At 56.5% G+C, this 24,568-nt stretch carries 22 protein-coding genes; 13 read left to right on the forward strand and 9 right to left on the reverse strand.

What is annotated here, in order from left to right:
* The first annotated feature begins 32 nt into the window (after positions 1 to 32).
* Positions 33 to 986: a D-2-hydroxyacid dehydrogenase family protein gene (locus DY252_RS18925; RefSeq protein WP_064790713.1), complete on the forward strand. Its 954-nt coding sequence runs from the start codon at positions 33 to 35 to the stop codon at positions 984 to 986.
* A gap of 29 nt (positions 987 to 1,015) precedes the next feature.
* On the opposite strand, the gene DY252_RS18930 is transcribed toward DY252_RS18925, so the two are convergent.
* Positions 1,016 to 1,717, reverse strand: coding sequence for a histidine utilization transcriptional repressor HutC (locus tag DY252_RS18930; protein WP_064790711.1), 702 nt, complete (start codon positions 1,715 to 1,717; stop codon positions 1,016 to 1,018).
* Positions 1,714 to 3,087: a formimidoylglutamate deiminase gene (locus tag DY252_RS18935; RefSeq protein ID WP_064790709.1), complete on the reverse strand. Its 1,374-nt coding sequence runs from the start codon at positions 3,085 to 3,087 to the stop codon at positions 1,714 to 1,716. The genes DY252_RS18930 and DY252_RS18935 overlap by 4 nt, the downstream gene beginning before the upstream one ends.
* Positions 3,088 to 3,169: 82 nt before the next feature.
* Between DY252_RS18935 and hutI the strand changes: the two genes are divergently transcribed.
* The 7 genes from hutI to DY252_RS18970 all read left to right on the forward strand — a co-directional run bounded on the left by hutI (position 3,170) and on the right by DY252_RS18970 (position 11,757).
* On the forward strand, positions 3,170 to 4,372 hold the full coding sequence (gene hutI / locus DY252_RS18940; RefSeq protein WP_064790706.1) for an imidazolonepropionase: 1,203 nt from the start codon (positions 3,170 to 3,172) through the stop codon (positions 4,370 to 4,372).
* Between the two features lie 50 nt (positions 4,373 to 4,422).
* Complete coding sequence (hutH, locus tag DY252_RS18945; protein WP_064790703.1) at positions 4,423 to 5,964, forward strand: histidine ammonia-lyase; 1,542 nt, start codon at positions 4,423 to 4,425, stop codon at positions 5,962 to 5,964.
* A 2-nt stretch (positions 5,965 to 5,966) separates the two neighbouring features.
* On the forward strand, positions 5,967 to 6,770 hold the full coding sequence (gene hutG / locus DY252_RS18950) for an N-formylglutamate deformylase (RefSeq protein WP_008889953.1): 804 nt from the start codon (positions 5,967 to 5,969) through the stop codon (positions 6,768 to 6,770).
* Complete coding sequence (gene hutU, locus DY252_RS18955) at positions 6,767 to 8,443, forward strand: urocanate hydratase (protein WP_008889952.1); 1,677 nt, start codon at positions 6,767 to 6,769, stop codon at positions 8,441 to 8,443. Before hutG ends, hutU begins: the two co-directional genes overlap by 4 nt.
* A 77-nt stretch (positions 8,444 to 8,520) precedes the next feature.
* Positions 8,521 to 9,615: a TRAP transporter substrate-binding protein gene (locus DY252_RS18960; protein WP_064790702.1), complete on the forward strand. Its 1,095-nt coding sequence runs from the start codon at positions 8,521 to 8,523 to the stop codon at positions 9,613 to 9,615.
* Between the two features lie 73 nt (positions 9,616 to 9,688).
* Complete coding sequence (locus tag DY252_RS18965) at positions 9,689 to 10,210, forward strand: TRAP transporter small permease subunit (RefSeq protein WP_064790699.1); 522 nt, start codon at positions 9,689 to 9,691, stop codon at positions 10,208 to 10,210.
* Positions 10,210 to 11,757: a TRAP transporter large permease gene (locus tag DY252_RS18970; RefSeq protein WP_064790697.1), complete on the forward strand. Its 1,548-nt coding sequence runs from the start codon at positions 10,210 to 10,212 to the stop codon at positions 11,755 to 11,757. Before DY252_RS18965 ends, DY252_RS18970 begins: the two co-directional genes overlap by 1 nt.
* Positions 11,758 to 11,830: 73 nt before the next feature.
* Here the strand turns inward: DY252_RS18970 and DY252_RS18975 are convergent, their stop codons facing one another.
* The 7 genes from DY252_RS18975 to DY252_RS19005 all read right to left on the reverse strand — a co-directional run bounded on the left by DY252_RS18975 (position 11,831) and on the right by DY252_RS19005 (position 20,011).
* On the reverse strand, positions 11,831 to 12,286 hold the full coding sequence (locus DY252_RS18975; protein ID WP_063089091.1) for a DUF3237 domain-containing protein: 456 nt from the start codon (positions 12,284 to 12,286) through the stop codon (positions 11,831 to 11,833).
* 10 nt (positions 12,287 to 12,296) lie between these two features.
* Positions 12,297 to 13,592: a TRAP transporter large permease gene (locus DY252_RS18980; protein ID WP_063089092.1), complete on the reverse strand. Its 1,296-nt coding sequence runs from the start codon at positions 13,590 to 13,592 to the stop codon at positions 12,297 to 12,299.
* On the reverse strand, positions 13,585 to 14,172 hold the full coding sequence (locus DY252_RS18985; protein WP_064790694.1) for a TRAP transporter small permease: 588 nt from the start codon (positions 14,170 to 14,172) through the stop codon (positions 13,585 to 13,587). Before DY252_RS18985 ends, DY252_RS18980 begins: the two co-directional genes overlap by 8 nt.
* A 65-nt stretch (positions 14,173 to 14,237) precedes the next feature.
* Positions 14,238 to 15,266, reverse strand: coding sequence for a TRAP transporter substrate-binding protein (locus DY252_RS18990; protein ID WP_064790692.1), 1,029 nt, complete (start codon positions 15,264 to 15,266; stop codon positions 14,238 to 14,240).
* Between the two features lie 312 nt (positions 15,267 to 15,578).
* Entirely contained in the window at positions 15,579 to 16,808 is a 1,230-nt protein-coding gene (locus tag DY252_RS18995) for a serine hydrolase domain-containing protein (RefSeq protein WP_064790689.1), read from the reverse strand.
* 84 nt (positions 16,809 to 16,892) lie between these two features.
* Positions 16,893 to 18,143 carry a thiolase family protein gene (locus DY252_RS19000; RefSeq protein ID WP_064790688.1) on the reverse strand — a complete coding sequence of 417 codons (1,251 nt, stop codon included), beginning with the start codon at positions 18,141 to 18,143 and terminating at the stop codon, positions 16,893 to 16,895.
* Positions 18,144 to 18,148: 5 nt separating this feature from the next.
* Positions 18,149 to 20,011 (reverse strand): feruloyl-CoA synthase, encoded by a 1,863-nt coding sequence (locus DY252_RS19005; RefSeq protein WP_231959828.1) that lies wholly within the window; start codon positions 20,009 to 20,011, stop codon positions 18,149 to 18,151.
* A gap of 244 nt (positions 20,012 to 20,255) precedes the next feature.
* Here DY252_RS19005 and DY252_RS19010 point away from each other — a divergent pair, with 244 nt between their 5' ends.
* From DY252_RS19010 to DY252_RS19030, 5 genes are all read left to right on the forward strand, one after another.
* Entirely contained in the window at positions 20,256 to 21,020 is a 765-nt protein-coding gene (locus DY252_RS19010) for an SDR family NAD(P)-dependent oxidoreductase (protein WP_064790742.1), read from the forward strand.
* 32 nt (positions 21,021 to 21,052) lie between these two features.
* On the forward strand, positions 21,053 to 21,832 hold the full coding sequence (locus tag DY252_RS19015; RefSeq protein WP_008889941.1) for a crotonase/enoyl-CoA hydratase family protein: 780 nt from the start codon (positions 21,053 to 21,055) through the stop codon (positions 21,830 to 21,832).
* Between the two features lie 158 nt (positions 21,833 to 21,990).
* Positions 21,991 to 23,043, forward strand: coding sequence for a TRAP transporter substrate-binding protein (locus DY252_RS19020; RefSeq protein ID WP_063089098.1), 1,053 nt, complete (start codon positions 21,991 to 21,993; stop codon positions 23,041 to 23,043).
* A gap of 1 nt (position 23,044) precedes the next feature.
* Positions 23,045 to 23,605, forward strand: coding sequence for a TRAP transporter small permease (locus DY252_RS19025; RefSeq protein ID WP_064790686.1), 561 nt, complete (start codon positions 23,045 to 23,047; stop codon positions 23,603 to 23,605).
* On the forward strand, positions 23,602 to 24,528 hold the full coding sequence (locus DY252_RS19030; protein ID WP_231959827.1) for a TRAP transporter large permease: 927 nt from the start codon (positions 23,602 to 23,604) through the stop codon (positions 24,526 to 24,528). The genes DY252_RS19025 and DY252_RS19030 overlap by 4 nt, the downstream gene beginning before the upstream one ends.
* The last annotated feature ends 40 nt before the right edge of the window (positions 24,529 to 24,568 follow it).

Below are 24,568 nucleotides of genomic sequence, written 5' to 3' on the forward strand. Positions count from 1 at the left end.
CCCAGCCCTGACCCATTGGAAACACAGCCCAGATGCGTATTGCCATTCTTGATGACTATCAGAACATCGCCCTGCAGTCGGCCGACTGGACTGACGTCCAAAATCACGGCGAGATCACCGTATTTAACGATCATGTTTGCAATACAGGCGATCTGATCAGCCGCCTTGAGCCGTTTGACGTCCTGTGTGTCATGCGCGAACGCACAGCTCTTACCGGCGACATTTTGCGCGCCCTTCCGAACCTGCGGCTGATCGTGACCACCGGCAAGCGCAATGACGCCATTGATGTCGCGACCGCAAGTGAACTGGGCATCACGGTTTGCGGCACAGAGTCCCCATCCACGGCAACGCCCGAACTGACCTTTGCCCTGATGCTGGCATTGGCCCGCAATCTCATGGCGGAAAACGCATCGATGCGCGTCGGCGGGTGGCAAGTCGGGATCGGTCAGGATCTTGCAGGTTCGACCTTGGGGATTATCGGACTTGGACGGTTGGGCGCAAAGGTCGCAAAAATGGCACAGGCCTTTGACATGAATGTCTGTGCCTGGAGTGCCAACCTGACGCAGGAGCGCTGCGACGAACTTGGCGTGACCCATATGGCAACCAAGGAAGATTTGCTGCGCGCGTCGGATTTCGTCACCATCCATCAACGCCTGTCTGATCGTACCCATGGCCTGATTGGCACGAATGAGTTCAAACAGATGAAGCCAACCGCCTATCTGATCAACACATCACGCGGCCCGATCATTGATGATACTGCCCTGATTGATGCGCTCAACAGCGGCGAGATTGCTGGTGCGGCACTCGATGTTTACGACAAGGAACCACTGCCCGTATCGCATCCGCTGCGCCATTGTGATGGCCTGTTGCTAAGCCCGCATCTTGGCTATGTCACCCGCAACACCTGGAACGTGTTTTACGGCCAGACGGTCGAGGCCATTTTGGCCTGGCAAAACGGCAAACCGATCCGGGTCATAGAGCTTTGAGAAGCGAAACTTTGATTGTATAGGGAAACTCAGATCGCAGAATGTTTGCGATATCCCGGTGCAAACAGAAGCCTTGCGGATGTGATGCCGGTCTGGTTTTCCCAGGTGGTACGTTCCATCAAGAAAAGCGATGTGCCGGGATCTGTGCGCAGCACCTTGGCCTCTTCCTCGGTCGCGCTGATGGCGGAAAAATAAATATCGCCGCGGGTATAGGGCGCATGCAAAACCAGCCATTCATTGGCACTGATCTTTTCAAGGTCGGCATCAAGGATTGTCGGTGTTGCCGCAATCGATACCCAGCGATCCTCGAACATGAACGGCTTGCCATCGGCCAGATGTAATGAGGTGATATGCAGCATATCACTGTCGGCCGTGACGCCGAGATTGGCGCAGATTTCAGGTGGCGGCGTGCGCCGTTCGCTAAACAGCAGGCCATAGGCATATTTCTGCCCGCGTCCTTCGATCTCAAGGCGTATCACCGGAATATCAAGTTTGGCGCGCCGCACCGGGTGGGCTGCCACCCGTGTGCCGGCCTTGCGCCGACGATCCAGGAACCCTTCGGATGCCAGTTCACGCAGCGCACGGTTCACCGTGGCGCGTGCACAGCCAAGTTGCTCGGCAAGTTCGACTTCCTTGGGAATCAGATCGCCGGGCTTCCAAACACGGGTGTGAATGCGGCGCAGAACCTCGTCATGGACGGATTGCCAGCTTTGCTGTTCCAGGCTGTTCACACTGCTTCCTTGAGTTGTTCCATCACTTTGCGATACCGGTTGGTGATCGCGTCATGGGCGATGTGGCGGCCCTCGGTCACAACATGGCGACCGGCCGACCAGACATCACGCACCATGCGATCATCTCCGGCAAAGATATATGTATCGAGGATCGTATCGCCTGTCCGGCCGATCAGGTCAACCGCCGAACCATCAAGGGCCATCAAATCGGCCAGTGCACCGACCTCGATCCGGCCTGAATCGCGCCCGGCGGCCTGTGCGCCGCCCTTGGCCGCTGCGTCATAAATGCGCCGTGCGGTCGATTTTTCTTCGGTTGCCAAAGCCGCGCGGGAATTGTCGCGCAGGCGCTGACTGTATTCCAGGGTCCGAAGTTCTTCCGAGAGCGAAATACGGATATTGGAATCCGACCCCACACCAATCACGCCACCGGCATTGAGATAACGAACGCCATCAAAGATACCATCGCCCAGACTGCTTTCGGTGATCGGGCACAGACCGGCCACAGCACCGGTTTTGGCGAGGGCAAGGGTTTCGTGTTCTTCCATCTGGGTGCAGTGGATCAAACACCAGTTCGCATTCACATCGGCATTTTCAAGCAGCCATTCCGTCGGGCGCTTGCCCCAGCTTTCGCGCACTTCATCCACCTCGGCCAGTTGTTCGGCCAGATGCATGTGGATCGGTCCGTCCTTGGAAAGAAGACTGGTCGCAAGCAGGTCCTCACGGCCAACGGCACGCAGGGAATGCGGCGCAACACCCATCACCGTATCCGCGGGAAGGTTTTTGATCGCGCGAACGGATTCCTCATACAATTTGGTGAACTGGTCCGGATCATTGCCAAAACGGATCTGACCAGGACCAAGCGGGCGCTTGTCACAGCCGCCATATTGATAATGCACGGGCAGAAGCGTCAGGCCGATGCCGGTGATTTCGGTCGCGGCGGCAATGCGTTCGGCCATCTCGGCGATATTGTCATACAAATGCCCGCCGGGGCGATGATGCAGGTAATGGAACTCTGTATTGTTGGCATAGCCGGCTTCCAGCATTTCCATCTGAACGAAGGCTGCGATGGCTTCGACATGGTCCGGGGTCAGCTGATCGAGGAAGCGGAACATCAATTGCCGCCAGGTCCAGAAGGTGTCGCGCGGATCAGGGCCGCGCCTTTCGGTCAGGCCCGCCATGGAGCGCTGGAACGCGTGGCTATGCAGGTTTGAAATCGCCGGAAGAAGGATATCGGTTTTGCTGGTGGCATCGGATGACGCAGCAGAATCGGCCTGAATCGCAGCAATTCTGCCAGTCTCATCGATCTCGATTCGGACATTGCGCTGCCAGCCTGATGTCGTAAGTGCCTGATTTGCCCAAAGAACCTTCATTGCCTCTACCCGTCTTGACAGAAATATTATGTACGTACATATTATCTTTAATAACAAACTTATCAAGGGGTGATGCTTCGCGATGCTGCTTCGAAACGCAAAAATCGTCACGATTGAAGATCAGGACAGCTATGGCCTGATCGAGTGCGGCGCGATTGCCATCAAGGACGGCCTGATCGATTGGGTCGGTGCCGATGAAGCCATCCCGGCAGCCTACCTTGACGGTCCAGCGCGTGACCTTGAAGGTCGCCTGATCACCCCGGCCCTGATTGATTGCCACACCCATGTTGTCCACGGCGGCGACCGCGCGGTTGAGTTTGAAATGCGCCTGAAGGGTGCAAGCTATGAAGAAGTTGCGCGTGCTGGCGGCGGCATTGTTTCGACCGTGAAGGCGACCCGCGAGGCATCAATTGAGGATCTTATGACATCCGCCCTGCCGCGCGTGGACGCGCTGCTGGCAGAGGGCGTGTCGGTGATCGAGGTCAAGTCGGGTTACGGCCTTGATCGCGAGACCGAGCTTAATATGCTGCGCGCAGCCCGGAAAATTGCCGATCATCGCAATGTGCGGATCAAAACCACCTTCCTTGGCGCCCATGCGGTGCCGGTTGAATATAAAGACAACCCGGATGACTATATTGATGATGTCTGTATTCCGACCCTGAAGGCCGCCCACACCGAAGGTCTGGTGGACGCCGTTGACGGGTTCTGCGAAGGCATTGCCTTTAATACCGATCAGATCAGACGCGTTTTCGATGTTGCCCGCGCGCTTGGCATTCCGGTCAAACTCCATGCCGAACAGCTATCGAACATCGGCGGCACCAAACTGGCCGCCGAATATGGGGCAATTTCCGTCGATCATATTGAATACGCCACCGAAGAAGACGCGATCGCCATGGCCAAGTCTGGCTCCGTCGCGGTACTTCTGCCCGGTGCGTTTTACACCCTGCATGAAACCCAGCTGCCGCCGATTGACGCATTCCGCAAGCACGGCGTGCCGATGGCGATTGCGACCGACTGCAATCCCGGCTCATCGCCACTGGCATCAATCCTTTTGACCATGAATATGTCCTGCACCCTGTTCCGCCTGACACCCGAAGAGGCACTTGTTGGCGCGACCGCCCATGCGGCGCGCGCCCTTGGCTTGTCGGATACCGGGCGGATCAAGGTAGGCCTTCGGGCTGATCTTGCCATCTGGAATGCCAAACACCCGGCCGAGCTTGCATACCGCATCGGGTTCAACCCGCTGTTTGAACGCATTGTTGGCGGTGAAAGCACCGCCGCCTGAGCCCAAAGATAACTGCGCCACCGCATCAACATATGCCCTGAGGATAGATTATGACTGTCACCCTTATCCCCGCTTCGGTCAAACTGGCAGAGCTTGAACGCATCTGGCGTGATCAGGTCGCAGTCAAACTCGACCCATCGGCCCGCGACGGTGTTGAAGCGGCGCACGCAATGGTGCGCAAGGCGGCCGATGGCAGCGATGCCGTATATGGCGTGAATACCGGCTTTGGCAAACTGGCCTCGGTCAAGATTGCCCCGGAAGATACCGAAACCCTGCAACGCAACCTGATCCTCAGCCATTGCTGCGGCGTGGGTGAGCCACTTGATATCGCGACCACCCGTTTGATGATGGCGTTGAAATTGCTGTCGCTTGGTCGCGGGGCATCGGGTGTACGTTGGGATCTGATCGAACTGATCGAAGGCATGCTGGCCAAGGGTGTTACCCCCGTCGTCCCGTCGCAAGGATCGGTTGGCGCATCGGGCGATCTGGCCCCGCTGGCGCACATGGCAGCCGTCATGATCGGTGCGGGCGAAGCCATATATGAAGGCGCGACCCTGCTGGGTGGCGAGGCACTTGCCAAGGCGGGCCTGACACCAGTGGTGCTGGGCCCGAAAGAAGGCTTGGCGCTGATTAACGGTACGCAGTTTTCAACTGCCTGCGCACTGGTCGGGCTGTTTTCAGCCTGGCGCAATGCGGCAAGTTCGATTGTGACATCGTCGCTGTCAACCGATGCCATCATGGGATCGACCGCGCCGCTGGTCGATGAAATCCATACCCTTCGCGGTCATCCGGGCCAGATCAATGTGGCGCGTGCGATGCGCGATCTGATGACCGGATCGGAAATTCGCGAAAGCCACCGCGAAGGCGATACCCGCGTTCAGGACCCCTATTGCATCCGCTGCCAACCGCAAGTCACCGGGGCAGCGATGGATTTGCTGCGCTTTGCCGGTCAGACGCTTGAGATCGAAGCCAATGCGGTGACTGACAACCCGCTAGTTCTGAAAGAAGACGGCCGCATTGTTTCGGGGGGTAACTTCCATGCCGAGCCGGTGGCCTTTGCCGCCGATCAGATCGCGCTTGCGGTTGCCGAGATCGGCGCGATTGCCCAGCGCCGTGTTGCGCTGATGGTCGATCCCACCCTGTCGCATGATTTGCCGCCGTTCCTGACGCCGGAGCCCGGCCTGAATTCCGGTCTGATGATTGCCGAGGTCACGACAGCAGCGCTGATGAGTGAAAACAAACATCTGGCCAACCCGTGTTCGACCGACAGCACGCCGACCAGTGCCAATCAGGAAGACCACGTTTCGATGGCGGCCCACGGCGCACGCCGCCTGGCCCGCATGAATGCCAACCTTTCCTACATCCTTGGGGTCGAGCTGATCTGTGCCGCACAGGGTGTTGAATTCCGTGCCCCGCTTAAGACCAGCCCGGGTCTGCTCAATGTTCTGAAATCGGTTCGTGCTGACATCCCGACTGTTAAGGAAGACCGTTACATGGCACCGGATCTGGCGAAGGCGGCCGAACTTGTCACTGGCGGCACGCTTGTAGATGCCGCCAAGCTTTCGGGCTTTGTCGTCGGGGAGGCAGCATAACCATGACCGATCCGGTTGAAATCAAACGCGGTGATGGCCCCATTGTTCTGGGTCTGCCCCACACGGGTACTTATGTTCCCGATGACATTGCCGCAAAGCTGAATGATCGTGGCCGTGAGCTGGCTGATACCGACTGGCATATTCATACGCTTTATGACGGGTTGCTCGATGGTGTGACGACGGTGCGTGCGACGTTTCATCGTTATGTGATTGATGCCAACCGCGATCCCGAAGGGGTCAGCCTTTATCCCGGTCAGAACACCACCACCCTTGTGCCGCTGACCGATTTTGACGGCGAAAACATCTGGGACGTGGCACCGACCGAGGATGACATCGCCTATCGGGCGGCAACCTTCCACGCGCCCTATCATCAGGCACTGGCAGCCGAGCTTGAGCGGGTGCGCGCCAAACACGGTGTGGCAATCCTGTATGATTGCCATTCGATCCGCTCAAACATTCCGTTCCTGTTTGAAGGGACCCTGCCGGATTTCAATATCGGCACCAATCTGGGCGCGACATGCGATCCGATGATCGAAACGTTGACGTCGGAAATCTGTTCGCAGGCCCAAGGATACAGTGCGGTTCTGAACGGTCGTTTCAAGGGTGGCTGGACCACCCGCCATTATGGCCGCCCGGAGATCAATCAACACGCCATCCAGATGGAACTGGCGCAATCCACCTATCTAACGGCCGAGGAAGCCCCTTGGTCCTATGACGAAAGCCGTGCAGCAAAATTGCGCACGCATCTTACTGAAATCCTGAAGACACTGGCCGATTTGGCCCCAGCACTAAGAGGCAAGTCATGACCAACAATCCGCGTCACAACCAGCGTGATATCTATCCCGATACCGGAAGCGAAATTTCGGCGAAAAGCTGGCTGACCGAAGCACCGATGCGCATGTTGATGAACAACCTGCATCCCGATGTGGCCGAAAACCCGCATGAGCTGGTTGTTTATGGCGGCATTGGCCGGGCAGCGCGCACCTGGAAGGATTTTGATCAGATCGTTGCCAGCCTCAAGGAACTTGAGGATGACCAGACCCTTCTGGTGCAGTCGGGAAAGCCGGTTGGTGTGTTCCGCACCCACAAGGATGCGCCGCGTGTTCTGATCGCGAACTCCAACCTTGTGCCGCATTGGGCCAACTGGGACCACTTCAACGAACTCGATAAGAAAGGTCTGGCGATGTATGGCCAGATGACGGCGGGATCGTGGATCTATATCGGGTCACAGGGCATTGTTCAGGGCACCTATGAAACCTTTGTCGAGGCCGGCCGCCAGCATTATGACGGTGACCTTACGGGCAAATGGATTCTGACCGGTGGCCTTGGCGGCATGGGTGGCGCACAGCCGTTGGCCGCTGTGATGGCCGGTGCGTGCTGTTTGGCTGTTGAGTGCGATGAAACCCGTGCAGACTTCCGCCTGCGCACCCGTTATGTCGACGAGAAAACCCATTCACTGGATGAAGCGCTTGAAATGATCGAGCGTTGGACCAAGGCAGGCGAAGCCAAGTCCGTTGCCCTGATCGGCAATGCGGCCGATGTCTTCCCGGAACTGGTCAAGCGCGGTGTTCGCCCGGACATCGTGACCGACCAGACATCCGCACATGATCCGGTGCACGGATACCTGCCGCAGGGTTGGACCGTTGCCGAATGGCGCGAGAAACAGGAATCCGATCCCAAGGCTGTTTCCAAGGCGGCGCGTGCTTCGATGCGCGTTCAGGTCGAGGCCATGGTTGCCTTCCACGAGGCGGGCGTCCCGACGGTCGATTACGGCAACAACATCCGTCAGATGGCGCTTGAGGAAGGGTTCGAGAACGCATTTGCTTTCCCGGGCTTCGTTCCGGCCTATATCCGCCCGCTGTTCTGCAAGGGTATTGGTCCGTTCCGCTGGGCGGCCCTTTCGGGTGATCCCGAGGACATCTACAAGACCGACCAGAAGGTCAAGGAACTGATCCCCGATGATCCGCACCTGCATAACTGGCTGGACATGGCGCGCGAGCGCATCTCGTTCCAGGGCCTGCCGGCACGTATTTGCTGGGTCGGTCTGGGACAGCGCCATCGCCTGGGTATGGCGTTCAACGAAATGGTCAAGAATGGTGAACTGAAAGCCCCGGTCGTCATCGGGCGTGACCATCTTGACAGTGGTTCGGTTGCAAGCCCGAACCGCGAAACCGAAGCCATGAAAGATGGCTCGGATGCGGTCAGTGACTGGCCGTTGCTTAATGCGCTGCTCAATACGGCGTCCGGGGCGACCTGGGTCTCGCTGCATCATGGTGGCGGTGTTGGAATGGGCTTCTCGCAGCATTCCGGCATGGTGATTTGTTGTGACGGCACAGAAGATGCCGCACGCAGGGTCGAACGCGTCCTTTGGAACGATCCGGCAACCGGTGTGATGCGTCATGCGGATGCAGGATATGACATCGCACTGGATTGCGCCCGGGAACACGGGCTGAACCTGCCCGGGATTCTCGGCAAGTAATTAAAACTCACGCGTGGGGGCAGTGACGACTGCCCCTGCATCGCCCTATCAGGGTACAATCAAGGAGGCTTCTTAACATGAAAAGACGTGAATTTCTGACCGCCGGTGTTGCCGGCGCAGGTGCAGCGGCCGCTGCAACATTCGCAACCCCTGCCATCGCACAGGACAAGCGCCAGTGGAACATGGTGACAGCATGGCCGAAAAACCTGCCTGGGCCGGGTGTGGCTGCGCAGAAACTGGCAGACCGTATCACCACACTTTCGGGTGGTCGTCTTGAAGTCAAACTTCATGCCGCTGGCGAACTGGTTCCGGGCAATGGTGTGTTTGATGCCGTTGCCGAAGGAACGGCTGAGATTTATCACGCGGTTCCGGCATATTGGGGTTCGAAATCCAAAGGCATCCTTCTGTTCGGGTCGCAGCCGTTTGGCTTGCGTGCCGATGAACAGGTTGGCTGGCTGAACTATGGTGGCGGTCAGGAACTGTATGACGAAATCTATGGCCAGTTCGGTCTGAAGCCGTTCCTGTGCGGTAACTCCGGCCCGCAGTGGGCAGGTTGGTTCCGCAACGAAATCAACTCGGTCGATGACCTCAAGGGGTTGAAGTTCCGTACTACCGGTCTGGCATCGGAGATGTGCTCTAAACTTGGTATGGCGGTTCAGGCCATGGGCGGTCGTGACATGTTCCAGGCACTTCAGTCTGGTGCGCTTGATGCCGGTGAATTCATCGGCCCGTGGAGCGACAGTGCGCTTGGTTTCTATCAGGTTGCCAAGAACTACTACTGGCCGGGTGTTGGCGAGCCGTCCTCGGCCGAGGAATGCGCGGTGAATGCCAAGGCCTATGCCGACCTTCCTGATGACCTGAAAGCCGTCGTCAAGTTCGCGGCAGACAGCCTTTATAACGAAGTCTGGACCGAGTACGAGACCAAGCATGCCATGGCCCTGAAACAGCTTGTTGCAGAACAGGATGTCAAGGTTCGCAAGCTTCCGGATGAAGTTGTTGAAGCGATGGCTGTCGCCGGTGCCGAGGTGATTGCGGAGCTTCGCGAAAGCGACGATGCACTGACCAAAAAGGTCACCGAAAGCTTTGTTGCCTATCGCGACCTGATCGGTGGTTACATGACCTATGCCGATAACGGTCAGATGAATGCACGCGCCAAAGCGCTTGGCTTCTGATAAACACTGAAACCGACGCTGGCACGTCCAGCGTCGGTTTTTCTTTCAGGCGTGCCTTTCACGGGGAGATGTCATGCAACGCCTTGCTGATGCACTTGACCAGATAAACCACTGGACCGGGATGACTGTGCGCTGGTTCGCACTTCTGATGGTTCTGTTGCAGTTTACCGTGGTCTTACTGCGCTATGTTTTCGGGTTCAGTTCAATCGCGCTTAATGAAAGCGTTCTGTATCTGCATGCCGCTTTGTTCATGTTGGGGGCGGGCTATACGCTGTTGGTTGATGGCCATGTCCGAGTGGACATTTTCTATGCCGCAGCCACCGACAAGACCAAGGCGCGGATCGATGCGTTTGGCTATGTGGTTCTGGCAATCCCGTCGATGGCAGCCCTGCTGTATTGGACCTGGCCATCAGTGATCAATTCGATCTCGATGATGGAAGGGGCGATTTCGGTGGGGGGCATTCCGGCCGTCTGGTTTTTGAAATCCCTGATCCCGGCCTTTTGCATTCTGTTGATTATCCAGTCCGTCGCCTGCCTTCTTCGGCAGGTGGTTTTGCTGCGCGGTGACGTTGAAGATCAAGGTGGTGCGAAGTGATGGAATATCTTGATCTTTTGATGTTTGCCGCCCTGATGGGCTGCATCCTTTTGGGCTTTCCGGTGTCGTTCTCAATCGCCGGAACGGCGGTGATTTTCGGCTATCTCGGCTGGGTCACCGACACGATGAATATCGGCCTGATGGGAGCGTTCGGGCAGCGTGTGTTTGGTACGCTGACCAATGATGTCCTGATCGCCATTCCGCTGTTTGTCGTTATGGGTGTCGTTCTTGAACGATCCCGCATTGCCGAAGATTTGCTCCATACCATGGGCCGACTGTTTGGTCAGTTGCGCGGCGGTTTGGGGATTTCGGTCGTGCTGGTGGGGGCGTTGCTTGCGGCCTCGACCGGGATTGTCGGGGCCACCGTGATTGCCATGGGCATGATCGCGCTGCCGACCATGTTGCGCACCGGATATAACCCGAAAATGGCATCGGGCCTTGTTTGTACTGCAGGCACATTGGGCCAGATTATCCCGCCCTCGACGCTTTTGATCATTCTGTCGGACGTGATGTCGTCGGCCTATCAACAGGCGCAATATGAACAGGGCAAGTTCACGATTGAAACCATTTCGGTCGGGCAGATTTTTGCCGGTGCGCTGATCCCCGGCCTGACGCTGGTGGCGATTTATATCATCTATATCCTGCTGCGCGGGCTGATACGCCCGGCCGACATGCCACCTGTGCAAAGCGATGATGGCCGCCCCAGCGCGGGCGAAGTGGTGGGGGCAGTTCTGCCGCCTGTGCTTTTGATCATTGCTGTGCTGGGTGCCATTCTGGGCGGGGTCGCCACCCCGACCGAGGCGGCATCGGTGGGCGCAATCGGTGCGATCCTGATGGCGGGTGTCCGTCAGGGGGCAAACCGCAATCTGGTTCTGACCGGGACCGTGGCACTTTTGATCCTGGCGATCATGGCCGGTGTCGCGCCGGTGCGTTTCCAGCGCAGTGACCTTACCGGTGTTGATTATGCCCTGGGCGCTGGTTATGTGGCGCTGGCCGTTGTCGGGATTGTCGCGATCCTCGCCTGCCTGCGTCAGGCATGGAAAGCTGACATTCTGAAATCGGCGCTGACATCGACCATGACGGTCAGTTCAATGATCTTTGCCACCATCCTGACGGCCAGCATGTTCTCGCTAGTGTTTATCGGGTTGGGCGGCGAAGACCATGTGGCGGAAATCCTTGAAGCCATGCCCGGTGGTCCGACTGGGGCGCTGATCTTCTGCATGGCGTTGATCTTTGTGCTGGGCTTCTTCCTTGATTTCGTGGAAATCACGGTGATCCTGCTGCCGCTGATTGCGCCGGGGCTGATCATGATGGGCCATGATCCGGTGTGGCTGGCGATCCTGATTGCGATCAACCTTCAGACATCGTTCCTGACACCGCCATTCGGCTTCTCGCTGTTTTACCTGCGTAGTGCCGCCCCGCCGGAAATCACCACCGGCCAGATTTATCAGGGCGTCATTCCGTTCATCGCCCTGCAGCTGTTTGGCATTTTCGTGATCTGGCTGTGGCCGTCACTGGCCAACTGGCTGCCAAGCGTCGTGTTCTAGGCAAAGAACTGAAAATGAAAAAACGCCCCCGATTTCTGGGGGCGTTTTTGTTTGGTCATGGCCAAGGCGGCTGTCAAAGGACTTCATAGACCGACACATAGACTGTGCTTTTTTCGCGCTGCCCGGATCCGACAAAGATCCGGTGATTAAGCCAGCTATAGCGTTCATCGCCGGTTTCGAACCGGGGCTGGGTGCGCATGTAATATTTCGACGGATCGACATGTTCGCCGCGTGCAAGCGCGTCCAGAACATCCTTGGGGCCATGCCGGAACCCGAAATTGCGGATGTCAATCAGCGCCCCGTCATGGGTTTCGATGCAATATCGCGTGTCGAGTTCAGCCACACCGTTTTCAAAAACGGTTTGCCAGTCAGCACCCAATGCCAGAACACGACCATTCAACGATTTGCCTTCGACGTGACCGCCAATGATCGGAATGATCCGGCGCGTGCCGCGCATTGAGTTGCCAAGCTCCATGGGGGCTTCCAGCTCGACCGTCAGATCGCAAAAATGTTCAAGTTCAAGCTTCATATTGACCTCTTTAATTCATGGTCGTCGGCAGGAAAAGAACGATGGATGGCACCAAAACCAGCAGGATCAAGCGAATGATGTCGACCGCGACAAACGGGATGACGCCCTGAAACACCTTTTGCAGGGGCACTTCGCGGGCAATCGAATTGATGACAAACACATTCATCCCGACAGGCGGGGTGATCAGGCCAAGTTCAACCGTCATGACAACGATGATGCCAAACCAGATCGGATCAAACCCCAACTGGGTGACCACGGGAAACACGATGGGCACCAGAAGAATAATCATCGCCATGGCATCAAGGATGCAGCCCAGCAATAGGAAAAACACAAGGATCAGAGCAAGTGTCGGATAGGCCCCGATATCAAGCCCGACCAGCCACGCGGTGATCTTTTGCGGGGTCTGGGTGATGGCCAGAAAATAGCCAAACAGGATCGCACCGATCAGAATGGTATAGATTGCAACCGAGGTGCGCAGGGCCTCGACCAGGCTATCAAGAATGCTGCGCCAGCCTAGCCGCCCCCGGATCACCCCGATCAGAGCGGTCAGGACAGACCCAACCGCCGCGGCCTCTGTCGCGGTGACAACACCCAAATAGATGCTGCCGATAATGGCGATGAACAGGGCCAGGACCGCCCAGACATCGCGCAAGGATCGGATGGCGTTGCGCAAATCAAACGGTTCGCCCGCTGGCAACCCGCGGGCATAGGTCACCCGAAAGGCCAGCATATACATCACAATCGCCAGAAGGCCCGGAATGATCCCGGCAATGAAGAGCTTGCCGACATCCTGTTCGGTGATAAAGCCATACACCGCCAGAACAACCGATGGCGGGATCAGAATGCCAAGCGTTCCACCCGCGGCAATCACCCCGGTCGCCACATGATCGCGATAGCCACTGCGCTGCATTTCCGGCAAAGCGACCTTGGTCATGGTTGCCGCCGTTGCCACCGATGATCCCGATATGGCGGCAAACCCCGCACAGGATGCAATGGTCGAAAGCGCCATGCCGCCCCGAAATGATCCCAGCCACGCCTGCCCTGCGCGAAACAGTTCGCGCGACATGCCGGAATTGGTGGCAAGAACGCCCATCAGGATAAAGAACGGAATGAGGCTGAGGTTAAAGTCGGTGATGGTGCGGATCGGCGATTGCGCCAGCAGGTTGAGTGCCGGCGTCGGACCGACGATTGCGGCAAAACCGCCGACACCGACAATCCCCATCGCAATGCCGATCGGCACCCTAAGCAGCATCAGGGCAAACAGCGCAACAAATCCGCCAAGTGCGACAAAATCGGCTTCAGTCATCAGTTCCCCCTGAACCACCAGTTTGCTTTTGTTTTTGAGGGTCGGAGGCAATATGCGGCTCTGACTCGGCGGGTTCAAAATCATCCAGACCGGCATTGGTCAGCGCGATCATCAAGGCACGCGCCAGAATGGTCAGCATGCTGACCGCAACACCAAGCCAGATCAGCCCCATCACCGGCCAGACGGGAACCTGCAGATCAAATGTCGTCTCGCCGCTGTTATAGGCGCTGGTGACACGGGCCAGCATCTTCCAGCACAGTAAGCCGGTGAAGCCCAGCAAGACCAGCCAGGCAAAGAAATCCGTCCATCGACGAACACGCGCGGGCAACATCAGGGCAAACAGATCAACCTTGATGTGCGATCCACGGTATCCCACGCAGGCGAAACCCCACATGATCACCACGCCCAGAAACAGGCGTGAAAAATCAAACGCATCGGGGATCGGCCATGCAAACAGGTAGCGACCAATTGCGGATGCCAGAACCAGCAACGTGATCACCGCAAGCAAAATGGCCGAGACCATTTCGACCTTGCGCGAGAAGGCTTCGAGATATGTCAGGGAGCGATGAAGAACCCGCATGATTTATGCACTTTCAGAGGTATCGGCAGCACCGACCTTTGATGCCGCCGATACAGGGAGTGTCATCAATATTTGGCGTTCTCGGCTTCGAGCGCGTCGATGAAGGCCTTGTAAATGGCATCGGCATCACCGCCCTTGGCCGTAACGCTTTCGCGCCATTGGGCAACAAGCGGTTCGGCAGCATCACGCCATTGCTGAAGCTCATCAGCGGTCGGCTGATACAGTTCGTGCTCGCCGGATGCCATCATCTTGTCACGGCCCGATGCCTCGTTCTCGGCCCAGCCCTTGGAAAAACGACCGGACCATTCCGGCGTGCAGTGATCATCCATGACCTTGCGGTTTTCGGCCGACAAGCCATCATAGACACCGCGATTGATCACAAGGATCTGCGATGAGACATAGAAGGGCATATCGAGGTGATATTTGGTTTCCTGATCAATCCCGAAGATATAGATCGAGTTCCACGGGAAGGTGATCGCATCTGCCGTACCCTTGGCGATGGCTTCGCGGGCCTCGGGTGCGGGGACCTGAACACTTGCCCCACCCAGCAGGTTTACAAACCGTGCCATGGCCGCATGGGCGGGACGTACAGCATGGCCGTTGATGTCTTCTGGCACGCGGACCGGCATTTTCGAATGGATGGTGCCGGGATCATGCGGGTTGACCAGACAGAGTTTGACTTCCGGCATTTCCTGTTCGGCGTAGTTCGCATACCACTTGTGAAGGGCAACCGACCCGTTGACCGCATCCTTCACATTGAACGGCACCTCGGTAAGGCCATAGATCGGGAAACGCCCGGCCTGATAACCCGGATTGATATAGCCGATATCGGCAATGCCATCGCGGGTCATGTCATAGTGATCAGGTGCGGAGCCCAATTGCTGGGCCGGGAAAATCGTGAAATCGATTTTGCCACCGGATGCCTCGCGGATGGAGTTTGTCCATTCTTCAAGCCCCATGGTTTGCACCGGATGGGTTGGCGGCAGCCAGTGCGCCAGACGGAAATTCACTTCCTGGGCAGACGCACCAGAAATGGCAGACATGGCGGCAACTGACGCCAAGGCAATCACTGAACCAAGTTTAAGTCGTTTCATTGTTTCCTCCCTGAGAAAACCGACACCGGCAATTTTGTTTTTGTTGCCTTGTCTGTCGGTAACTCGATTTGATCAGACCACCCTTGGAAGCCTTTGCCCCAAGGGTTGGGCTGATCGCCAAACCGGGCCCAAAACCAATGTCCCGGCTAAAAATAACGTCTCCGTTTGTCGCGACCCGGCGCAGCTGATGGCGCCTTGGATCGTGCCTATGCCAATTCTGAATTTCCGATCAAAACTGCAACCTCCTGACCACCACCGACGATGCAGGCTGCATGTTCTGGGGATGCCCTGACTGAGCACAAGCAAAGCATCTTAGTTTGATAGCTTTTCGGCAATTTGCCGAAACAGTTCGAGATTTTCCTCATCGTGACCAACAGGTTCAGCCGTATGGCTTGCCTTTACGATCACCAGATTGTTTTCCGGATCGACATAGATGAACTGGTGGAACAAACCGATCGCGGAATATGCATCTGATTCAGGGATCGTCCACCACTGGTACTGGTAACCAAAGGGCTCCCCCTCAGCAGTTGGCTCAAACCCTTCGTCGGGGATCGTCGCCTCATCCACCCAGTCGGCCGGAACAACCTGCTTGCCGTTAGCTTTTCCACCATTCAGGAACATTAGGCCAAACCGTGCATGATCACGCGCCGTAGCGTTAAGCCCGGCCCCAAAGAACTCGCTTCCGACATCTTCCGGACCATCCATGACCCAATAAGCGTCATTTTCCATGCCAGCCGGTTTCCACAACTTTTCCGACATATATTCGGCACCGGTCTTGCCAACAGCACGTTCAAGAACACATCCCAAAACACTGGTATCAAGCGTGGCGTAATTGAACACTGCACCGGGCTTGTTTTGACTTGGCACGGACTGATTGGCTGCGTAGTCACACCAGCGGTATTTGTAAGCGACCAACGAATTGTCATGAACCTGGGTCAACTGGGTATCGCTGCCAAACTGATAGATTTCCTGCCATTCCACGCCAGAACGCATATGCAGAAGATTGCGGATCGTCGGACCGTCATAGCCAGACCCCGCCATTTCGGGCAGATAATCAGTAACCTTGTCATCCAGACTTTTGATAAAACCATCGTCGAGAGCCAAGCCGATCAACGTGGAAACATAAGACTTCGCCACGGAAAAGGTCATGAAGCGCGTATTGGCATCACTACCGTTTCGGTAGCTTTCATGGACAATTGCCCCGTCCTTAACCACCACCAATGCATTGGTGGATGTGGCTTCAAGATACGCTTCGAGGGAGACCGTCTCGCCATCCAACGTATAGCCATCATCAAGCGAAACCGGTTTCTCGGGAAGCACCCAGACATTGTTGCCAGCCTCAACTGTCCGCGTCGCAAAGATCTGGTCCATATGCTGAAAAGTTAGAACATTCAGCGCAGGTGAAAACATATGAGCACGAGCATTGATCATGGTTGGTGTCAACCAACGTGACGTCTCGTCATTAGCAAGAGCAGGCACCGTAGTAGCGGCGATGCCCGTAGCCACCAACGCAACAGCCAAAAAGCGATTTCGCGACAGCATTAGAGAACCTCCCGTTTTTATTTTAGCCTTGTTTCAATTCGTTCTGGCGTTAGCCGCCGTCGCACCATTTTCAAACGCAGGCACTCAGCCCAGTTCGGCGCGTTCGATCAGCACAGCAATGCCCTGCCCGCCGCCAATGCAGGCCGACGCGATGCCATAACGCTGACCTGATTTGATCAGTTCGCGCGCGAGCGTGTTGGTAATCCGAACCCCGGTCGCACCCAGCGGATGACCAATCGCAATCGCGCCGCCATTGACATTGACCTTGTCTTCATCAAGACCAAGTTCGCGGATGCAGGCCAGGATCTGTGCCCCAAAGGCCTCGTTGATTTCGATCCGGTCGATCTGATCAAGGGTCATGCCGGTTTGATCAAGAACGGCCTGGATGGCCGGGACCGGGCCAATGCCCATGATTTCCGGCGGCACACCGACAGCTGCGCCGGCAATGATGCGGGCACGCGGTGTCAGGCCGTTTTTGCGGGCATAATCGGAACTGCCCAGAACAACGCCGGCGGCGCCATCCACCACGGCCGATGAATTGCCACCCGTCTGCACCCCGCCAAAGGCCGGGCGCAACTTTGCCAGAATGTCATAAGGCGATGGTCGGATGTGGCTGTCGCGATCGACCTGATCGATCTTGCGGGGCAGACGGATGGAGCGCGGATTGCCATCGGCAAATTCAAAGGTTTCGTTGGTCACCGTCGCGATTTCACCAGCAAGGAAGCCGTTTTCCTGTGCGCTCACAGCGCGGGCAAAACTGCGTTCGGCAAAACGATCCACTTCTTCGCGGGTGATGTTGTATTTCTTGGCAAGATTTTCCGCCGTGTCGCCCATGGTGCAACTCACCGCCGGATCCAGGAGCGCTTCCCACAGGAAGTCCTTGAATTCGACCTGCCCCATGCGAAAACCACTGCGATGGGTGTAGGCGGCAATCGGATTGCGGCTCATGGATTCAGTGCCGACACAAAGGGCCAGATCCCCACGACCGAGTGAAATATGATCGGCCGCCTGCAAAATGACTTCGATGCCCGTCCCACAGATCCGCTGCACAAGATGGGCGGGGCGATCCACCGGCACCCCGGCGTAAATCCCGATATGGCGCGGCGTCATATAGGCATCATAGGATGCCTGGGCCATCGATCCGGCAACGGTGAAATCGATATCATGCGCATCCACCCCGGCGTCCTCGATGGCCGCGCGGGCGGCCTTGATGCCAAGATCAATCGGCGAAATCAGCCCGAAGGCCCCGGTATAATCGACAAACGGTGTGCGTTTCCCGCCCAGCAGCCAGACATCTTCAAATTCGGTCCGAAGACCTTTGGCGTTCGCAGTCATTCTGCTTATCCCTTTTTGGCAATCATGACCCCGGCGGGTGACGGGTCGGTATAAAGTTCGGCGACCTTGTCAGCGCGTTTGGTCAGAACCGCGCGCTGATTGATCGAGCCCTTATCGGTGACTTCGTGCGCATCAAGTTCCGGCGAACTTTCCAGCAGGATCGCGCGCGCGACAAAGTTCGAACTGCCGGTCGATTTGGTCGCCAGCTCATTCAGGCATTTCCGGAAATGCGCCTGCACGGCCGGATGGGTTGCGATATCACGCTCCGACGCGTTGGCGGGCAGGTCCGGGCACAGTTTTTTGCAGGCGGTGAAATCAGCAAAGATCAGCGCGCCGACATAGCCTTCGTTCAAACCGGTCAGCACGGCATCACGCACATAGGGCGCAAAGGTCTGGGCAATGGCGGTGCGAATGGCCGCGACATGCACCCAGGTGCCGGTCGAGAGTTTGAAATCTTCGCAGACCCGGCCATCAAACAGGAAGCCCCGTTCGATATTATCGGGATCCACAAATTTCAGGGCATCACCAATCAGGTAATAGCCTTCATCGTCAAAAGACTCGCTGGTTTTATCGGGTTGCTTCCAATAGCCGGGTGTGATGCTGGGTCCCTTAAGGCGGACTTCAAGCTTTTCGGCATTGGGCACCAGTTTGATATCAAGCCCGACGGCCGGAAGACCGACACTGCCCGCCTGATCAACCGCCCAGGTGGTGGTAAAGGCAAAGGGGGCCGTTTCGGTGGAGCCATAGCCGGTGACGATGACGATCTTTTCGCCAACCGTGTCCTCGGCGATCTTTTCCAGATTGTCCCAGACATATTGCGACAAACCGGCACCGGCATATTGCATCAGTTTGAGCTTGGCAAAGAACATCTCGCGCAGTGTTTTGTTTTCGCGCAGATGATGGACAAGTGCTTCGTACCCCTTGGGGACGTTGAAATAGATGTTGGGCGATACTTCGCAAAGATTACGCACGGTTTCATGAATACCGTCCGGGGTCGGTTTGCCCTGATCGATATAGAAACTGCCGCCATTATAAAGCGCAATGCCGAAATTATGGTTGCCGCCAGCGGTATGGTTCCATGGCAGCCAGTCAACCATCACCGGTGGTTCATCCTGCAAGAATGCCAGCGCGTGACGCAGCATCATCTGGTTAAAGCACAGCATGCGCTGGGTATTGATCACAGCCTTTGGCATCCCGGTGGAGCCGGACGTGAACAGGAATTTGGCAATCGTGTCTTCGGTGATTTTGCCATTGGCAGCATCGACCGCATCGGTCGGCGTGGTCTGACGGACATCATTGAAAACATCGCAATCATATTGCGACAGCGGGTTTTCCAGAACCAGCAGACGGGCATCCTTTGGCATGACGGCGGCCAGTGCCTTGGCATATTTGGCACCATCATCCACAAAGATCAAACCGGGTTTCAACAGATCACAGATATGGCGCAACTTGGCGAAATCGGACGACACCAGCGAATAGGCTGGCGAGACCGGCGCATAGGGAATCCCGGCATACATCGATGCCAACGCAAGAAGCCCGTGTTCAAGACTGTTGCCCGACAGGATCAGGACCGGGCGATCTTCGGACAGGTCCTGTTCGATGAGGTATTGCGCAAGACTGCGGACCTCGTTTCGGGTTTCAAGGAAGCTTCGTTTTTGCCAGCCGCCGGTTTTGTCACGGTCGGCCAGAAACAGATGATCGGGTGTTTGTTGCGCCCAATGGTCAAGCTTGTCGGTGATGGCGCGCGGATAGTCATCCGGCGTTTCCGTTGATCGGATATAGATCGTGCCGTTGTCCTTTTTGGACATCGAGACACGCGTATCTCCCATGCGAACCGGACGGAGTCCGGGTTCAGCAATCATAGGCATGAGACGAAACCTCCAGTTTTCATTTTCTTATTTGTTATAATTCATAACAATCATAATTCATCACATCAAGCGCAATATCTTTATGCGTGTGCTAGGACCCAACAATTTGACCTTGAGTATGATGATGCTCGCGCGCGAGAGATGCGAATTTCGATGCGATTTCAGTTGACTAATGACGATTGACGCCGCTCTTTTACTGTGCAAACATAATTGTTATAAAACATAACAAACTTTGGGTAAGGAAATGCAGCTCAATCAGGTTCCCGCCATCATTACCGGCGGCGGCAGCGGCCTTGGTGCCGCCACCGCACGCACATTTGCGGTTGCGGGCGCGAAGGTCGCGGTGTTTGATCGCAACGGCGATGCCGCCAAACGAGTCGCCAGTGAAACCGGTGGACTTGGCCTGGAAGTCGACGTGTCTGACCGAAGCTCGGTCGAAGCTGCCTTCAAGACCGTGAAACAAAATCTTGGCCTGCCGCGCATCCTTGTGAATTGCGCTGGCATTGGCACCGCCAACCGCATTTTGCCACGCGATGGCAGCCTTCCGATTGATGATTTTATCAAAACACTGAACGTCAATCTGACCGGCAGCTACATTACCATGAGCTATGCCGCGCAGTTGCTTTCGGAAGCAACCCCGGTAAATGACGATGGCGAGCGTGGCGTGATCATCAACACATCATCCGTCGGGTATGAAGACGGGCAGATCGGCCAGTGCGCCTATGCGGCATCCAAGGGCGGGATTGCGTCAATGACGCTGCCAGCCGCGCGCGAGTTGGCGCGGATCGGTGTGCGGGTGATGGCGATTGCGCCGGGGCTGTTTTCCACCGCTATGACCGACACCCTGCCCGAGGAAGCCCGTCAGGCGATCGAAGCCAACATTCCGTTTCCCAAGCGGCTGGGCAAGGCACAGGAATATGCCGACCTTGCCCGCCATATCGTCGAGAATACCATGCTGAATGGCACCGTCGTCCGGATCGACGGCGCGGTTCGCCTGCAGGCAAAATAAAGACCAGATTGCTTTACGTAAGGAACAAGAACATGACCAACGGCGCGAATGACGTATTGAACGTCGCAATCAACGGATCGATTGCCCGTTTGACCATCACGCGACCTGAAAAGCGTAACGCGGTCAGCGATACTTTGATGGCAGCACTTGAGGCGTTTTTTGCCAATCCGCCCGAAGGGGTGCGGGTTGTTATCCTGGCCGGTGAAGGCGGGCATTTTTCAGCCGGGCTTGATTTGGCCGAGCATGTTGCACGAAATGCCGCCGATACCATGCGCCATTCACGCAACTGGCACCGCATCATGGATATGATCCAGTATGGTGGATTGCCGGTGATTTCGTTGCTCAAGGGGGCGGTCATCGGCGGTGGCCTTGAACTGGCCAGTGCGACCCATATTCGTATTGCCGATGAAACCGCCTTTTTCCAGCTTCCCGAAGGGCGCCGTGGCATTTTCGTTGGCGGCGGCGCATCGGTCCGGGTCGGCCGTATTCTGGGCGCGGATCGCATGATCGAAATGATGCTGACCGGGCGCAAATACAACGCCGAAGACGGCCTTCGCCTTGGCCTGACGCATTATGTTTGTGACAGCGAGGAAGCCGCCGAAGCAAAGGCCATCGAGCTTGCCAATACTGTTGCCGAAAACGCACAGCTTTCGAACTATGTCATGATCCAGGCCCTGTCACGGATCGAAGACATGGCAAAAACCGATGGCCTGTTTACCGAAAGCCTGTGTGCCGCTCTGACCCAAACCAGCGAAGATGCACAGGAAGGATTGAAGGCGTTTCTTGAAAAGCGTGCGCCGAATTTCAAGTAACCGCCTATAACAGAGCCGCACATAATTGCGGCCTTCAGATCGCGTACAATAAGATCAAGGATCGGCAAGAAACCGCACAAAGCGGACGCCAGAATACTCAGGAAGGAACAGGGCCACCAAAAAAAACCCGGTGTGCCCATAATGTGAGGAGACGTTCGATGTCAGGATTTTCCGTTAATCGCCGCCAGATGCTCGGCATCATGGGCGGCGCACTTGCAGCCCCTGCAATCATTGGCAAGGCACGCGCAGCCGAAGTGACCCTTCGTCTGCATCATATGTTGCCGCCGGTGGCCCCGATGCACAAGGCGTTCTTCGAACCGTGGTCCAAGACCATCCGCGAACAGTCCGATGGCCGTATCGATATTCAGATTTTCCCGGCCATGCAGCTTGGCGGCAAACCGCCGCAGCTTGCCGAACAGGTGGCAAACAACGTTGTTGATATCGCCTGGACCTTGACCGTGTATACGCCGGGTCGCTATCCGATTTCCGAAACGCTGAGCCTGCCCTTCATGGTGACAACCGCCGAGGCGACATCGGTAGCCATGCACAAGTTCATGGATGAGTTTGGTCAGGACGAATACCGTGGCATGAAGCCATTGGCCTATCATGTTCATGCCGGTGGCAAGTTCCATATGCGCGACAAGGCGATTGAAAATCAGGCGGATCTTGACGGCCTGCAAATCCGTGCCCCGAACCAGAATGTTGGTAAGGCCCTGTCCATTCTGGGGGCTGAGCCGGTCTTCTTCCCGGTTACTGAAATGGCTGTCGGCCTCGCCAACGGCGTGATTGATGGCACTTGCCTGCCCTATGAAGTGGTTCCGGCCTTTAAACTTCATGAATTGACATCGGTGCATTGCGCCCCGGCAGAAGGCGGACGTGGTCTTTATGCCAACTCGTTTGCGCTTTTGATGGCGGGCAATGCCTATGACAGTATGCCCGATGATCTGAAAGCAGTGATTGATGCCAATTCCGGTATCGATCTGTCACGCCAGATTGGCAAACAGTTCGATAGCTTTGAATCGGTTGGCTACAAAATGTGTGCTGATCGCGGCAACAAGTTCGTCGAGATTCCCAAAGACGAAATCGAACGCTGGCAGTCTGCGACCCAGCCGGTCGTCGATGAGTGGATCGAGACCCTCAATGATGCCGGACATGATGGCAAGGCGATGATTGATCGCCTTAATCAGCTGATCGACGCCGAGACCGCCTGACATGTCAGGAGCCACCCGTGATCACAATGGGCGCGGCAATCGCGCTGCGCCCATTCATTTTCTTGGTCAGTTTGTTGATCGTGCCTGCATTGCATCCGCTGCCGTTGCGGGTGCCGTCATGCTTGCTGTCGCCGTCACGGTAACGCTGTCCGTGACCATGCGATATATCGGCATTGGCGGCATTCGTGGTGACTTTGAAATTGTCGAAATGGGATGCGGGATTGCCGCGTTTCTGTTTTTGCCGTTGTGCCAGCGCAAGGGCAACCACGTCATGGTCGACATTTTCAGCATGGCCTTCCCCCAACGCACCCGCACCATTCTGGATCAACTCTGGGAGATCCTGTTCTGTTGTGGCTGGGTGATTATTTTCTGGCGGGTCGCATACGGCCTGATTGATATGTTTGATTATAACGACCGCAGCATGCTTTTGAGAATGCCCACCTGGATTATCTACGGCTTCGCACTGTTCGGACTTGGGCTTTCAGCCCTGACCGCGTTGTCGAAAGTCATCGAACAGTTTGTTCGCCCAACCACCCCACCGCAAACGGATGCCCCACAATGAGCCCGGTTGAAATCAGCATCATTATGGTCGTCATCCTGTTGGCGCTTATTTTCCTGCGCATGCCGATTGCATTGGCAATGGCCGTTGTCGGGGCGGGCGGATATGTCGTCCTGTCGGGATGGATGCCGCTGTCGGCCTATCTCAAGACCGCAATTGTCGATAAATACATTTCTTATGACCTTGCGGTCATTCCGCTGTTTATCCTGATGGGGCAGATTGCCACCAGAACCGGTATCAGCCGGGCGATCTTTACCGCATCCAATGCCTGGCTTGGTCATTGGCGGGGCGGACTTGCCATGGCATCGGTTGCCGGCTGTGCGGCGTTCGGATCGATTTGCGGATCCTCGATTGCGACCGCAACTACCATGGGACGCGTTGCTTTGCCCGAAATGCGGCGCCACGGATATTCCGGCGCACTTGGGGCCGGAACGCTTGCCGCGGGCGGCACGCTTGGCATTCTGATCCCGCCGTCGGTGGTTTTGATCATTTATGCTCTTCTGACCGAACAGAACATCGTCAAACTGTTCCTGGCCGCGACCATTCCGGGGCTTCTGGCAGTGCTTGGCTTTATTCTGGCGATTGGCGTTTACGTTCGCCTGTTCCCAGAAGAAGGCCCGGCGCATGCAGGGCTTCCGATGCGCGAACGCATCAGGTCGCTTGGCGGCATCTGGCATGTTGCGCTTGTTTTCATTGCTGTTCTTGGCGGGATTTATGGCGGTATCTTTACCCCGGCCGAAGGGGCATCTGTTGGTGTGGTCCTGATTGCGCTGACCGGTTTTCTGATGCGCAGCCTGTCGATCAAGGGCCTTTTTGAATGCGTGATCGAGACTGCCGGGACCACGGCGATGATCTTTGCCATCATTTTTGGCGCAGATCTTTTCAATGTCGCGCTTGCCCTGATATCGGTGAAAAATAAAGTTTGATCAAAGTAAATAAAGTTTGATCATTTCCCGTAAAGTCTGA

It is taken from the genome of Thalassospira indica (assembly GCF_003403095.1).
In the GTDB taxonomy this organism is placed as follows: Bacteria; Pseudomonadota; Alphaproteobacteria; order Rhodospirillales; family Thalassospiraceae; genus Thalassospira; species Thalassospira indica.

Bases quoted from the DNA above. Each gene is read 5' to 3' on its own strand.
- DY252_RS18935 (WP_064790709.1), bottom strand. From the start codon at position 3,087: ATGAAGGTTCTTTGGGCAAATCAGGCACTTACGACATCAGGCTGGCAG.
- DY252_RS18980 (WP_063089092.1), bottom strand. From the start codon at position 13,592: ATGACTGAAGCCGATTTTGTCGCACTTGGCGGATTTGTTGCGCTGTTT.
- DY252_RS18995 (WP_064790689.1), bottom strand. From the start codon at position 16,808: ATGCTGTCGCGAAATCGCTTTTTGGCTGTTGCGTTGGTGGCTACGGGC.
- DY252_RS19025 (WP_064790686.1), top strand. From the start codon at position 23,045: ATGTCAGGAGCCACCCGTGATCACAATGGGCGCGGCAATCGCGCTGCG.
- hutG (WP_008889953.1), top strand. From the start codon at position 5,967: ATGACCGATCCGGTTGAAATCAAACGCGGTGATGGCCCCATTGTTCTG.
- hutI (WP_064790706.1), top strand. From the start codon at position 3,170: ATGCTGCTTCGAAACGCAAAAATCGTCACGATTGAAGATCAGGACAGC.
- DY252_RS18960 (WP_064790702.1), top strand. From the start codon at position 8,521: ATGAAAAGACGTGAATTTCTGACCGCCGGTGTTGCCGGCGCAGGTGCA.
- DY252_RS19005 (WP_231959828.1), bottom strand. From the start codon at position 20,011: ATGCCTATGATTGCTGAACCCGGACTCCGTCCGGTTCGCATGGGAGAT.
- DY252_RS18925 (WP_064790713.1), top strand. From the start codon at position 33: ATGCGTATTGCCATTCTTGATGACTATCAGAACATCGCCCTGCAGTCG.
- DY252_RS18970 (WP_064790697.1), top strand. From the start codon at position 10,210: ATGGAATATCTTGATCTTTTGATGTTTGCCGCCCTGATGGGCTGCATC.
- DY252_RS19010 (WP_064790742.1), top strand. From the start codon at position 20,256: ATGCAGCTCAATCAGGTTCCCGCCATCATTACCGGCGGCGGCAGCGGC.
- DY252_RS19030 (WP_231959827.1), top strand. From the start codon at position 23,602: ATGAGCCCGGTTGAAATCAGCATCATTATGGTCGTCATCCTGTTGGCG.
- hutH (WP_064790703.1), top strand. From the start codon at position 4,423: ATGACTGTCACCCTTATCCCCGCTTCGGTCAAACTGGCAGAGCTTGAA.
- DY252_RS19020 (WP_063089098.1), top strand. From the start codon at position 21,991: ATGTCAGGATTTTCCGTTAATCGCCGCCAGATGCTCGGCATCATGGGC.
- DY252_RS18965 (WP_064790699.1), top strand. From the start codon at position 9,689: ATGCAACGCCTTGCTGATGCACTTGACCAGATAAACCACTGGACCGGG.
- DY252_RS19015 (WP_008889941.1), top strand. From the start codon at position 21,053: ATGACCAACGGCGCGAATGACGTATTGAACGTCGCAATCAACGGATCG.
- DY252_RS18990 (WP_064790692.1), bottom strand. From the start codon at position 15,266: ATGAAACGACTTAAACTTGGTTCAGTGATTGCCTTGGCGTCAGTTGCC.
- DY252_RS19000 (WP_064790688.1), bottom strand. From the start codon at position 18,143: ATGACTGCGAACGCCAAAGGTCTTCGGACCGAATTTGAAGATGTCTGG.
- hutU (WP_008889952.1), top strand. From the start codon at position 6,767: ATGACCAACAATCCGCGTCACAACCAGCGTGATATCTATCCCGATACC.
- DY252_RS18985 (WP_064790694.1), bottom strand. From the start codon at position 14,172: ATGCGGGTTCTTCATCGCTCCCTGACATATCTCGAAGCCTTCTCGCGC.
- DY252_RS18975 (WP_063089091.1), bottom strand. From the start codon at position 12,286: ATGAAGCTTGAACTTGAACATTTTTGCGATCTGACGGTCGAGCTGGAA.